Annotated in this window: 12 protein-coding genes; 3 read left to right on the top strand and 9 right to left on the bottom strand. The window is 56.0% G+C overall.

What is annotated here, in order from left to right; translation table 11 throughout:
• Window positions 1-198: 198 nt before the first annotated feature.
• Both AC2FMY_RS04640 and AC2FMY_RS04635 read right to left on the bottom strand, forming a co-directional pair.
• Window positions 199-2124 carry a DUF3604 domain-containing protein gene (locus tag AC2FMY_RS04640; RefSeq protein WP_480748969.1) on the bottom strand — a complete coding sequence of 642 codons (1926 nt, stop codon included), beginning with the start codon at window positions 2122-2124 and terminating at the stop codon, window positions 199-201.
• 1 nt (window position 2125) lies between these two features.
• A complete protein-coding gene (locus AC2FMY_RS04635; RefSeq protein ID WP_496807043.1) occupies window positions 2126-4051 on the bottom strand; it encodes a DUF3604 domain-containing protein in 1926 nt (641 codons plus the stop codon).
• Window positions 4052-4138: 87 nt separating this feature from the next.
• On the opposite strand from AC2FMY_RS04635, the gene AC2FMY_RS04630 reads away from it, so the two are divergent.
• Window positions 4139-4825, top strand: a complete 687-nt coding sequence (locus AC2FMY_RS04630; RefSeq protein ID WP_480748971.1) for a Crp/Fnr family transcriptional regulator — start codon at window positions 4139-4141, stop codon at window positions 4823-4825.
• 425 nt (window positions 4826-5250) lie between these two features.
• On the opposite strand, the gene AC2FMY_RS04625 is transcribed toward AC2FMY_RS04630, so the two are convergent.
• The 5 genes from AC2FMY_RS04625 to AC2FMY_RS04605 all read right to left on the bottom strand — a co-directional run bounded on the left by AC2FMY_RS04625 (window position 5251) and on the right by AC2FMY_RS04605 (window position 9505).
• Complete coding sequence (locus AC2FMY_RS04625) at window positions 5251-5703, bottom strand: hypothetical protein (protein WP_496807042.1); 453 nt, start codon at window positions 5701-5703, stop codon at window positions 5251-5253.
• A 26-nt stretch (window positions 5704-5729) separates the two neighbouring features.
• A complete protein-coding gene (locus tag AC2FMY_RS04620; RefSeq protein ID WP_496807041.1) occupies window positions 5730-6131 on the bottom strand; it encodes a cupin domain-containing protein in 402 nt (133 codons plus the stop codon).
• Between the two features lie 201 nt (window positions 6132-6332).
• Window positions 6333-7958: a helix-turn-helix transcriptional regulator gene (locus AC2FMY_RS04615; protein ID WP_496807040.1), complete on the bottom strand. Its 1626-nt coding sequence runs from the start codon at window positions 7956-7958 to the stop codon at window positions 6333-6335.
• Between the two features lie 485 nt (window positions 7959-8443).
• The gene (locus AC2FMY_RS04610; RefSeq protein WP_480748561.1) at window positions 8444-8803 is read right to left on the bottom strand and encodes a MaoC/PaaZ C-terminal domain-containing protein; all 360 of its coding nucleotides are present in this window, start codon (window positions 8801-8803) and stop codon (window positions 8444-8446) included.
• A 69-nt stretch (window positions 8804-8872) separates the two neighbouring features.
• Window positions 8873-9505, bottom strand: coding sequence for a glutathione S-transferase family protein (locus AC2FMY_RS04605; RefSeq protein ID WP_496807039.1), 633 nt, complete (start codon window positions 9503-9505; stop codon window positions 8873-8875).
• Between the two features lie 130 nt (window positions 9506-9635).
• Between AC2FMY_RS04605 and AC2FMY_RS04600 the strand changes: the two genes are divergently transcribed.
• Window positions 9636-10592, top strand: coding sequence for a LysR substrate-binding domain-containing protein (locus tag AC2FMY_RS04600; RefSeq protein ID WP_496807038.1), 957 nt, complete (start codon window positions 9636-9638; stop codon window positions 10590-10592).
• Between the two features lie 110 nt (window positions 10593-10702).
• Here the strand turns inward: AC2FMY_RS04600 and AC2FMY_RS04595 are convergent, their stop codons facing one another.
• Together AC2FMY_RS04595 and AC2FMY_RS04590 are read right to left on the bottom strand one after the other, a co-directional pair.
• Window positions 10703-11272, bottom strand: coding sequence for an NAD(P)H oxidoreductase (locus tag AC2FMY_RS04595; protein WP_480748558.1), 570 nt, complete (start codon window positions 11270-11272; stop codon window positions 10703-10705).
• A gap of 575 nt (window positions 11273-11847) precedes the next feature.
• A complete protein-coding gene (locus AC2FMY_RS04590; protein WP_496807037.1) occupies window positions 11848-12069 on the bottom strand; it encodes a DUF1127 domain-containing protein in 222 nt (73 codons plus the stop codon).
• Here AC2FMY_RS04590 and AC2FMY_RS04585 point away from each other — a divergent pair.
• A complete protein-coding gene (locus tag AC2FMY_RS04585; RefSeq protein ID WP_496807121.1) occupies window positions 12052-12258 on the top strand; it encodes a DUF6626 family protein in 207 nt (68 codons plus the stop codon). The two genes, AC2FMY_RS04590 and AC2FMY_RS04585, sit on opposite strands and share 18 nt — an antisense overlap.
• Window positions 12259-12890: the final 632 nt, after the last annotated feature.

The following is a 12890-nucleotide window of genomic DNA, read 5'->3' as shown; positions in this document are numbered from 1 at the left end:
CAATTACAGCTATGCGCAAATTCCGGACTTTGCAAAGTCGAATGCCAAGGACTGAGCAAAGGCTGAACTGGCGCAGACCAGCAGACGCCAAGCATTCTGCGAACCTGACGCACGCTGGCGTGTGGCCAAGCCAAATGGAACATCCCAGACGCTTACCTTTTCCAAATTTGCGACTGCGCGGTTCGTGTCGTATGGACATTATCCCGGCGTGTACCAAATGGGCGAAGTATACGCGCGTTCCTGAGTGATCAGCGGCACCTCCTCAGGGAGGTCCAGATTGAACTTGACCGCGTCGTAGGCCGTCCAACGGGGTGTCGGGATTTCGATCACGCGGGCGTAATAGAATGCCCGTTCGGTAGGATCGAAGTCCGGGTCAATCCAGACGGCGCCCAGTTCTGGTGCACCAATTGTGTTGGTCCAGGATGGGATGCTCAGGTCGACCGTGTTCCCAACGGCGGGCAGTTTTCCGTCTGCGCCTGGCACACGTTTGTCGGACCATGCGACGTCATAGACCTTTTCTTGTTGCTCGCCGTTTTCGTCCAGCCAGCCTTTGACGATCTGAATTCGGTCAAGGTTCGCGCCCATGGGATCGCGCAACGCGTAGACAAGGAAGGACGGAGCCCCATCACCGGGTAACAAGTCCGCTCCCATCGGCACGCCTTTCGAATAGCCAATTTGTGCCAGGTCGCGGCGCAGCGCGTCGCCTTCTTCAAAGTCCCAACCGCCGAACAACCGAACACGTATGCGCGGCCCGGTTGTGCCATAAACTTCGCGGCGCTTCATAGCATCCCATATTGCGCCGCGCGTGTTGTCTTCTGCCCATACCGCCGTCAAACCGGCAGAACTGTAGCGCCAGGATTCGTAGCTCAATCCCGTATCCGGGTTCTGATGCGCGACTTTGGTAGACCGGTTTGGGTTTGGTTCGTAGGCTGCATATTTACCGTAAAAGTTGTCATCGTCGGACGTCGTCATACCAGTATGCGTATCGGTCCCGCTGACCATACCGAACTTGTACGGATTGACGCCAAGTTCGCTTTCCAATTCCAGACCGCGTTTCAACCCGCCGCGGGCATAGTCGCCCGGAAGCATCTCTGGAGTCTTGGCCTCGGTTAGGTTGAGGTTGCCCCAGTCCCACGTCTCATAGTCTGCAAACTCGTCATCCGGTGAAAGGAAAGGGTGTGATTCACTGTCTCCCTTGACCTGGGAGGCCTCAAAGAGCGGCTCCCATTTCTGCCGCTGTTCCGCATACGCCGGATCAAGATCTGGTGACCCGTCAGCAAAGTCGTCCTTCATAGAGAACATCAGGCCGTTTGACAGGTTACCGTTATGTGGAATGGCCAACACGCTTCCACCGGTGACCTGCTCGTAATTTTCCATCCAGGCCCATAGATCGCGCGGGTCTGTGCTGCCAATGGGTGGTGCTGTCGTATAAGGCTCAACCTGACTTGTCCGTTCAGGGCCGTCACGCATAATGACATTTCGGTGCAAGTTGCCACCGCGATAGACGGACGTCCACTCAAAGGCCGCAAAGGTCGTGAATATGCCGGGTTGATAGAACTCCTCAGCCGCGGCAATCACATCATTCCAGACGCGTTTGAAAGCCGGGTTACCCGGCTGATAATTGATTGCCGGAGACAGTGTTCCGTCCGAGAAAACTGTGCTCAACCGAAAAGCCGCTTCTTGCGCTTGCGCACCGCCAGCATTGAAGTCTTCGTGGAATTGTTTGCCCTGCTCATCGGCCATCACATTGGGCGTGCCCTTCAAGACATCAATGATCGCACCCATGCCGTCAGAGTGATCTGTGATCATGTAGAAATCCAGCGGACGCGATAGCTTGACAGGCTGCCCGGTGTTTGACGTGACTTGCTCGCCCCGTGCGAAGCGGTAGCTGTCACGGGGAAGAAGCGTCGTGCCCGCGCCGCCTGCATCGCCCGAAAGCCCGGTGTGCACGTGCGTGTCGCCAAAATACACCTGCGTCGGAAAGGCACGATTGGCGTACGGAGAATAGGGCCGCCCGGCAAACTGATCTTCGGCAGTGTTCAACCCGGCGACGTCCTGTTCTTGCGCTGTGGCAAAAGCGACACTGGACAGAAGGACGGCTGTTGCGATGGACAGGTGTTTCATATCATTGCTCCGTTGAATACCAAATTGGTGAGGAATACGCCCTCTGTTGGCTGATCAGTGGGATGTGATCTGGCAGCTCCAGATTGAATTTGACTGCGTCATAAGCTGTCCAACGCGGCGTCGGAATTTCAAGGACGCGGGCGTAATAGAAGGCTTCGATGGCTGGATCGAAATCAGGATCTTGCCAAACTGTGCCCAATTCCGGCGCGCCAATAGTGTTGGTCCAGCTGGGAACTGACAGGTTGACCGTTGATCCCACGGAAGGGAGCTTTCCGTTTTCGTCAAGTTGACGATCACCAGACCAGGCGATGTCATAGATTGCCTCTTGAGGGGTCCCTTCGGCATCAATCCATCCTTTGACGATCTGAATGCGATCGAGGTTCGCGCCCATTGGGTCTCTCAAAGCGAAGACAAGGAATGACGGAGCCCCTTCGCCTTCCGGTAAATCCGCTCCCATAGGCACGCCTTTGCGATAGCCGATACGTCCCAGATCACGGCCCAGAAGATCGCTTTCGTCAAAGTCCCAACCGCCGAACATGCGCATACGAATACGCGTTCCGGTGGTGGCATAAACTTCGCGGCGCTCCATCGCATCAAACAACGCACCGCGTGTATTGTCGGTCGCCCAAATGGCCGTCAAACCGGGCGTCACATACTGCCAAGAATAGTACTCCAAACCGAGATTGTCGTTCTTTTTTGCGACGTGGACAGCGCGTTCGGGCGATGGTTCATAAACGGCGTACTTTCCAAAGAAATTTGCTTCATTTGGCGTGGTCAGGCCCGTATGCGTATCCGAGGCACCAACAAGTCCGAACTTGAATGGATTGACTCCGAGCTCGGACTTTAACTGCAAGCCGCGTTGCAATCCCGAGCGGGCATATTCGCCTGGCAGCATATCCGACTCTTTGGCGGCCGTCAGATCGAGATTGCCCCAGTCCCATGTCTCAAAGTCCGCAAACTCATCCGTTTGAGACAAAGCGGGGTGCGCTTCACCGTCTCCTTTTGGTTGCGTGGTTTCGTACAATGGCTCCCATTTCTGACGCGCTTCTGCATAAGCCACATCGTAAGGCGCGCCGCCGTTGAAATCATCTCTAAGTGCAAACATCATGCCGTTGGACAGGTTGCCATTGTGTGGAATGGCAAGAACGTCACCGCCTGTGACCTCTTCATAGTTTTCCATCCACGCCCAAAGGTCTTTGGGGTCAGGGCTCCCCATCGGGGGGGTTGTTGAATAAGGCACCATTTGCCCAGCCCGCTCGGCCCCGTCGCGGAAGATGACATTCCGATGCAGATTGTTCCCTTTGATAAGCGACGTCCATTCATAAGCGATGAATGTCGTGAACACACCGGGGTCGTTAAACTCTTCCGCGGCAGCGACGATGTCATCCCAGACCCGCTTGTAGGCTGGATTTCCGGGTTGGTAATTCAAGGCGTCTGGCAGTTGTCCCTGTGCAAATATCGAAACGAGTTCCTGGGAGGCCAGCAAAGCCTCCTGTCCGCCTTGCGCAAAACGGTCATGCATATCGCGACCCAATGGATCGGCCATAACGGACGGCGCGCCACTCTTGATATCCGTGATCAATCCCATGCCGTCGGAATGGTCTGTGATAATATAGAAATCGAGTGGTTGTGCGAGCTTTACAGGCTGACCGCTGTTCGAGACCACCTGCTCTCCACGCGCAAACCTGTAGGAGTCGCGCGGCATCAAAGTGGTGCCACCGCCCCCGGCATCGGCGGAAAGCCCTGTATGAACATGCGTGTCGCCGAAATAGACGTTTGTGGGATAAGCGCGATTTGCGAAAGGCGAGTAAGGCGCGCTTGGTGGCCCTGAGATGCCCTCCGGGTTCGTCGCACTCTGAGCTGCAGCAAGCGCGGGCCAAAGTGCAACAATTCCGCAGACAACAGGCAGGGAAAGTGGGAGTCTCATGGTGCCCTCCATCGATGAGTCGCTTTCAACCTGACACAAACCATGTGAGTATGCCGTCCGTATCTGGATGCGTTTGATTGAATCTCTATGGAAAAGAATACGAAAAAACGGCTTCTGTCGGGATGGCTGGGCAAGATCGAGCCGGCGCTCGCAGAGTTAATTTTGGAAAAGGGCCAGTTCGAATACTACCGGAACAAGGAAACGATCTATGGGTTTGACGAAAAACAGACCTGTATTCGCGGGATAGCATCCGGCCATGTTCAAATGTGGGTCACGATGAACGAACAGCCGCCCCAGTTCGGACATCTTGTTGGTCAAGGTTTCTGGTTCGGAGAAACCGAAGTCGTGACGGGCCAAAAGGGCATCATGGAAATGACGGCAGTTGGCGATGTCGAGGTGTTTGCGTTGAATAGAACTCAGATGGATGAAATCGCGGAAATGCACCCTGGCATGTGGCCGTCTTTGACGCTCCTGGCAGTCTTGAATCAGGGATTGGCCATCGGAGTAGCTGAAGATCTGATGTTAAAAACATCTGCGAAAAGACTGTCCGCGACGCTCTTAAGGTTAAGTGCGCAGCGCAATGCCTATCAAGATGTGCCGCCAGTCAATCCAATTCCAGTGAGTTGGGCTGAACTGTCCGATGCGGCAAACCTTTCACGGACAATTGTTGCAAAAACTTTGGCTGAGTTCTCCGAACAGGGTCTTGTGTGCACAAGCCAACGCGCTATTGAAATCCAAGATGCCAGCGGGCTGGCGCGTCTACTCGAAAAATAATTTCTGACGCTCGGACCCGCGATCCAACGGTTTTGTTGAGTGATTAGGCGACCCGGGAATGAACGTAGATTTGGACTGACTGCGGTCATTCTGTTTACGCGGGCCAATGACGGAAAAGTCCCGCAAAGCACCAGTTCCCCTTAATGCCGGTTTCGCACTTGCAGCGAATGACCGCAAAGCGGGCTGCGATCGCAGCATCACGATCAGCTGCTGGAGGTCGGCTTTGGGCCGTGTGCGACGGTGAAAAGGATCTCTGACAGGTGTTTGCTGCGTAGCATCCGAAGGCAGCAACGAGCCCAATTTCACGAATGCTGCGGCGTGAGCGAATGTCAGCAACGGCGGTATTTAGAAATCAGGATGACAAGCTTTCCGCCAGTCTGAGTGACCCGCTCCGGGAAAGCCGGGGCGGGTCATGTGGCTTAATCTCAAAAGCTGTAGTCGCCGCTCACTTGAACCTCGTCGGGCAACCACGTCTCGTGCACCTGCAGCACGTGCAGGCCGTCGCCGTCCGGCTTGGTTCCGAGAACCATGGTCGTCACGCGCGCATTGTTGGGGCGTTCAGAGTCCTTTGCATCACGTTGCCATTCCTCGTAATTGACGACAGCGATTTCCGCGCTCAGATGCTGCATCCGAATGTCGCGAATCTTGATCCGGAAGTCTGGGTTCGATCCGTAGATCGACCCCATGTAGCCTTCGAAGTCCTTCTTACCAAACATGCGGCCGGCCGGGAAGATTGCGACGAAATCATCGGCAATCTTGTCGAGGGCGTTCTTCTGGAAGGTTTCGGAGTCTCCCGGGCAACGCCCTCCCACCCAGTCGGTGAAGAAGCTGTGGATATCGAGGATGGCGGTTTCGATTTCGGTTGTCTGCAGGGTCATATTGTCCTCCTTTTGTCCACTGAGCTTCAATCGTTTGCGGCGATCTCGATCGGAGCACCCGCATCGCCGATCGCGAATATCAACAGCTGCGCTGGTTCCGTCGTACTGAGGTTGCGGCCGATCATTGGCAGATTGGGAATCTCGTAGGCCGCCTCACCTGTGATGAGCTGCACAGTCGGCTGACCCTCGACAACGAGTTCCACGTTTCCGTCGAGCACGAGGATGAAAAGGTGACCGGGATGAATGTGGCGTGGTGTCTGGTATCCGGCCGGAACATCGAGCTTCAAAATGTTAACTTCCGTGTCCTCCATGCCCACGAGAGCCTGGCTTAGCAGCATGGTCACGACTTCCTCTTCGGAAGCGATTGCGTTGCCGGCCGTCAGGGACGCCAAGGTGATTGCGGTCAGTGCTGTCGTCAGTCTTGTCATCGTGAACTCCTATTCCGGTCTTGGTTCGGTGGGTGGTATGTCTGGCAAAGGCTCCAGAGGTGCCGGGCTTGTGGGTCATACTTGTCAAAGTGGCCTCCGTGCCTTGCTCCGTTCGTTTGCGATGACTCAAGGGTAGACGCGCAATGCGAAGTCCGCTTCGGTGAGGTTACCGAGGTGCCTGAAAAATTCGACTGGGTAGAACTACTCAGAGCCGATCTGTGAGGTAAGTCCGTTCAAGACCGCCCAGGCGCTCGCGGCGGCGCGGGTTGGAGCTTCGAGCCGGGTAAGAATGTCGGAGACATGCCGGTCCACAGTGCGTTCCGAGAGCCCCAGTTCACCGGCGATCTCACGGTTTGTCTGACCTCGGGCGACAAGGCGCAGCACTTCGGCTTGCCGCGTGGTCAGCGGGCTCTCGGGGTCGGTAGCGAGCTTACGCAGCAGAGCTTGTGCGGCCCTCACATCGGGTCCGGCACCCAAACCGCGAAAGATTTCTATTGCGGCATCAGCCTCTGCTCTGGCGGTTTCGGCATCGCCCAGCACAGCGCAAGCACGGGCAGTCAGCAGTCGGATACGTGCAAGCCGATGCGGGGCAGCCAACTGGCGCCACACCACGAGGGCCTGCGAGCATTCGCGCAACGCCTTCTCAGCCTGGCCTCGAGCCAACGCGACTGTGGCGTTTGCTTCTGCTCCAACAGCCTTCGCCACATCCGAGCCGTGTGTCTGCCCCAGCCCGCCAAGTTCGACGCAATACTCCTCAGCTGCCGCCGCGTCTCCAGCGGCAAGCGCTATCTCGGCGGCTGCCGGCAGGAGCCGCATCCGCTCAGTCGGTCTTTTGGCAACCACCAGCGCTCGGCGGATCGCGGAGCCTGCCGACTGCACTTTGCCCTCGGCAAGCCGCAAAAGCGCTAGCCCAGGTTGTGGATCGAAGCCATGGCGGCTAGCGGCACGGTAAGCCTCACCTGCCTCGTCGTATCGGCCTGTGAGCCGAAGCACCTCGCCACGCTGGTAAAATGCAGGACCAGCGTGATGCGCGGTCGGTCCCACTGCAAGCCGCTCGCAAGCTGCGTCGGCTTCGCGCGCGGCAGCCCACCAGTCGCCTGACAATACCAGAATTTCGGCCCGATGGACCATGCATCGACCGGTGAAGGCGACAAGCCCCGGTTGGACGTCACACCAGCTCGCCAGCGCAGTAGTCCATTCCCCGGCGCGTTGATAAATCTGAAAGCTCTGACAAGCATCGATGACACTGCAGTAGATTAGTCCGGTCACGATTGGCGAACACCGGCCCTCGGTGACGGCGATCATTGTACGGTCGAGATCGGCCAGTCCGCCAATGATGTCGCCCTGCGCAAACCTCGCCCGACCGACGATGTGCCTCGCGATGGCTTCCAGGTCCGCGTCACCGCATCCCTCTGCGTTTGCCAGGATGCGCTCGGCCAGTTCTTGCGCGTCAGCTGGGGCGCCGCGATCCAGTGCGCCTTCAGCCGATGGTGTGAGCACATAGCCGTGCACAGCGCTGTCGGGCGGCAGATGCTTGGCCAGATCTGCGGCGCGTGCAACCCAGCCTCCTCCACGGCCATATTCGCCGCGAAACATAAAAGCTAGTCCAATCCAGAATGCCGTCCGAGCCGCGGCTTCGTCCTCCTGCGCCGCCTCTCGGGCTTCAAAAATGCGAGCCATTATCGACAGGTAGTCGTCTTCGCGACCGGTCATGTAGGCCGCTGTGGCGAGCGCTTCGAGGTCATCAGTTCCTAGCCCACCCACTGCGTCCTGAGCTGCAAGGCTATCAAAATCGTCCTGCCAGTTCTCTGCGCTGGTGCCTCGCATGGATCCGACCCATTCATTGATCGGGACAAACCTAGCATAGCCGGCGGTGAGTGCAAAACTTGTGCATCATCAAATCTGTTGGCGACCGCCTAACGCTCGTTGCTATTTGGGCGGTACGAGGGATGCTTGCGTTGAAGGGCGCGTCATATACTAGCCGCCTTCGGCTGTACATTCGTCCGCTGTGATCACAAATTGGCACAAGTTGCCGTTGTTGGATGTCGATAGTGTCTCAGCCAAGTAGCAGCGTGTCGGCTTTGTTGCAAAAGCAGCCATTGGCGCGAAAGCAGCGAAAGCCCACTTTGTCCGCGGAGCTGTCGTAGGTGAAACAAGCTTTGAGTGACCGGATAAGGTGAACTCACCTATTTCCGTCGCGCCATCACATGGTCCATGGTCAAGCTTAGCACCTCGTCATCGTCCTGGTTGTACGTACGGTAGCGGAATCTGACCGTTCCCCGGTCGGGCTTCGAACGCGACGGTGTGAGCACCTAGACCGTTACGCGTGCGTGCAATGTGTCGCCGGGAAACACCGCAGCGAGCCATCGCACTTCGTCCATGCCATGCCCGCCTAAGTTGGTACCATTCAGCACACCAGTGTCACGAAACAACCGAAAAGTGAGCGCGATGGTTTGAAAGCCACTGGCGATGAGGCCGCCAAATATCGACTCTGTTGCCGCAACCTTGTTCACGTGGAAGGGTTGCGGATCGTGCGTAAGCGCGAAGTCAATAATCGCGCCTTCTGTGAGTGTGATCCCGCCGCTTTCGAAGGTATCTCCAACCGACAGATCGTCGAAGTATTTGCCGCTAATCATTCCAAGAGGGTAGGCTAATGGAGAGGCGTCCGTCAATGAGACCTCTTTTGTATTGTCCGCAATGCAGCTATGGGAACAAACCAGAGCGATTTACCGCTTGTATATTCAAGTCGGCGGCGGTGCATGTGTCTCCATTGCGGCCTTGTAGGAACTGCTTTCACTCACAGATTGACACAGCGCGTCGAGCTTGGGCCGTGAACCAAACAGAGACTGTTTGTTGGCGTGCCACTCGGTCAGCATTGTGACGTAAAAATCCAGTGCTGTCAGACCGCTCGCCATGAAGTAGGGATCACCCGCAATCGCACCCTCCGTTACATCGAAAAAGGCGTTGTAGTCGACTGCCGCTTTTGCGCCGACCTCCTCGATCGCACTGCTGCTGTTCGCATAGCGCTCAGGGTGCCCGAGGCGTGCGGCAGTCATGTAGCCTGAGGTCGTCATGATATTCAGCCAAAAAAGAAACTCGCCACGATTATCATCGCCGGGCGCTGGAGTGACCCCGGTCTCAGGGTACATCTCGCCCAGTAGCGTAACAATCGCTGCAGTCTCTCCAATCGTCTTGCCATCCGCGCATCTAAGAGCCGGTATGCGCCCGGTTGGGTTTAGGCGCAGAAAATCTGCGGCGCGATGTGCGTCAGCGCCCATGTCCACGTAGTGTAGTCGATAATCCGCACCAATTTCTTCAAGGGCTGCCTGTACCACAATCGAGCCTGCCAGATACTCCCAATAAAGCGTGAACATGCCTCGTCTTCCCCATGGTCCCGTTTTCGTGGTGACAGCCTGCGCCACAGTACTCAGTATGGATGGGTATGATTGCTTTGCACGCGTGATTTCATTTTGCTGCGCTAAAGGAAACCTTTAGGCTGTTGGCATGCATCTTTCTCATTTGAATGCGTTGCGCGCTCTGGACGCTACATTGCGGCATGGGAGCTTTTCCCTGGCCGCCAACGAACTTGGAATTACGCCGGCTGCGGTTGGGCAAAGGGTCCGGTCTCTAGAACTTTACCTCGGCAAAAGTCTGTTCGTTCGCTCCAGCTCGGGCATCGAGCCAACTGAGGATGCGTTGCGGGTTCGGGAATTATTAGAAGACGGCTTTGCAAGGCTTGCGCAGGCGTATGAACAACTGAAACCGAACGATGCGGCTGGCCGTCTACGCATTACCCTGCCAGAGTCGTTTTCGGAAAACTGGCTGTCACCAATGCTTGCGGAATTCCAACAGCAGTACCCGGATACGGACTTACACTTGGACCCATCCAATCGCGATATCGACTTGGTGAGAGAAGACTATGATCTTGCGATCAGATACGGTCCCACCCGCGACACTGAATTGGAAGAACGCGCGCTGTTCGGTGATTTTGTTGCCCCAGTATGCTCGCCCACCTTTGCAGACCAGCAAGGGCTAGGTCCGGATGTGCGATCACTAAAGGGTGTACCTCTCATCCACGTCACCAATCGCACCAAGGACCCGGGATGGCTTGACTTCCAAGCCTGGGGCGAGGCCTTCGGGTTTGACCCCAGTTATCTAAACCATGGTGTACGCATCTCGAAAACAGGCTCAGGGCTTCAAGCGGCGGCAGCGGGTCAGGGGTTGGCGCTTTGCGGGATTGTGGAGGCATTTCATGCGTTGAAAGCTGGATCGCTCATTCTGCCATTCGGACCGTCAATGATATGCCAGACCAAATACGCCTATCGTCTCCTATGGGCGCGATCCCGGGCGAACTCAGAACTGCGGGCGCTCTTCGTCGAATGGATTGCAAACAGATCAGATGGTTTCGTCAGTGAGTTGGACGCATACCTCGCTTTCCAAGGCTCGGGGGCGTCCCGCTAGAGTGCTCGTCTATTGCCGCATGTTATCTGCACTACGGTGCTCAAAAACGAGGTTGGAGCCAGCACTATCCGGCCAAAGAATTAACGGAAGTCATGATGTCCAAAATCAACTCAGTCTGCGAAAGTACGCCCTAGAGTTCTCGCCTTCACCAGAAGCGCCTGCCTTTCGTCGTCGCCTTCCAAGGTATCGTGAAGGAGTTCCAGTCTGGCGTTCGTGATGCCGCAGAAGTTCATCACTCCGACGACCAACTGCGTCTCCATAGCAGTTGTATAGCCGCGCTTCTTGAACGACGCGGACCCAGTTGCTGCGAGACCAACCAACAGTGCTCGGTCAAGCGTTAGCTTTTTGTTTCCGTAAGCCCAATCGGCATTCCAGACCCTGTCGATCCAACCCTTGGTCATCGCAGGCACTGACCACCACCAAACTGGGAAGATGAAGGCAACCGCATCGTTTCTCTCCACACGGGCCTGTTCGCGTTGCACGGCTTCGGTATAGGATTGCGCTCCGCCACTAAGGTTTGGCTCATCTTCAACGGGCATGCGGGGATCAAATCGCTCAGCATGCAAGTCCGCGATCTCAGGAATGTTCCCGCTTTCCTCTAAGCCTAACACGAACTGATCAAGCACAGCGCCTGACAGCGATTTCCGTCGCGGATGATCGAAGACGACTAAGACATTCATGACGGCCCTTCCGCGTTACCAATTCCGCATCATAACACAAGAAGGTCGTTCGAGCTGACGAGTGCGAGCTGAAGCATCGTGATCGGGCGGCCCAGGCAGCAACGGCTGGCACAGATACATGCTTCCAAACACAGTTGCTGAAAGTGTGTTCAGGCACAGTGTTTCAGGTTAGTGTGTTGAACACAGTGTTTGCCCAATCCAGCGCAGCAAAAGCGCATCGCACAGTTTATCGCACAGCTCAATTTTTAAGCAAATAACTATTTAAAAACAATGATTTATAATAAACGCAAGTCTTGAAAATCCTCGTGTCGGTGGTTCGATTCCGCCCCCGGGCACCATTTTAGCCATAAAAATAAGGCACTTCAGCATCGCACAGTTTTCACTTCCTGCGTTGCACAGTCATCGCACAGTTTTTCGTGCGTTGCTGGGTGGATTTGCGGACTGAAAAGCTGTGTTGAACACAGTGTTTGGAATCGCAGTGTTGAACACAGTGTTCGCAACACACTGTTTGCCCACAGCGACTGCAACACACTTCTTCCCCACAGTGTTCGCGAACGCAAACGAAAAACAGCTTATCACCAATTCCTCGCCTGTCGCTTAGCGGTCTCAGCCAGTCTGTCTGTTTCCGCGTCGCCGGATTGCTTGTGAATTGCGCTTTCAACATCAGCCGCTGTCAGTCCGATGTCTCTAAGCATGTGATCGGGGAGGGTTCCGAGTGAACACGACAAGGCTTGCCTACCACGCCAGTTTTTTAAAGCCCTTTGTACCGCTTGTAGTGCATTTTTAGCCCAAGCCACCCGTGCCGTGTCACGATGTTCACCTGCGCATCAAAGCTCGGCTATTACGTCAGGCACCTCAGCAACAGTGAAAAGCCTGAACATCAAGAGTGGGTTCGGCGGTTCCATGTGTTGCGTGGTCTCTGTCAGCAAGCTTTGGATCAGCAGGCCATGGCCAAGTGGATGACGCCGGAGCGCATGGGGCTATGAGCTCGAAAGGGGTTCTGCGCACAGAAATCTCTGAGCTGCAAAATCTGGCAGGGAAGTACTTACAGTTTCGAGGTGGTGATTTTGCATCACCCCATTTTGCTGGGGGCCAGCTATGCTCATGAGTGAGGTGGTCGGCGAGACTGCATGGAAACGACACCCCAAGCCCAAACCGCTGCCGATCCCCGGCCCAACCAAACCGAAGCCGCGACCGAAGCGGCAGAAACGTGCAAAGCCCAAGCCATTCAACAAGCCGAAGCCTGATGAGCTGAGCTAGTGGTGCCGCAGGCAAACTGTAATTGTTGTGTGTACGTCGGTTTGTGGCAGGTCGCATCCCGTGTAGCGAACAGCGGGCGTTGGCGCTGTACGTGCAGATATGAGCGGTATCGTCGCAGAACGCGCTGAGACAACGTAGTTTGAATTTTGGGTGACCGTCTGAAGGAGAGGTATGCCGCAGATGGTCTCAGTCACATTTTCTGCAAAGCAGTCGTTCATGCACGGTGCAGCGATTGACGGCTAGGAGCCCAACCCGGCCATTGTGTTTTCATGCTGCACGCGCTCGCAGCGCGGGGGGTTTCTGCGGTAGCTGAATTTTCGGCTGCCGCAACGCGGCGAGAAAACTGGCCATTCGATCA

The organism is Ruegeria sp. YKSE079 (assembly GCF_059612845.1).
The sequence above is the reverse complement of the archived record's forward strand: the minus strand, read 5'-3'. Positions and strand labels throughout refer to the sequence as shown.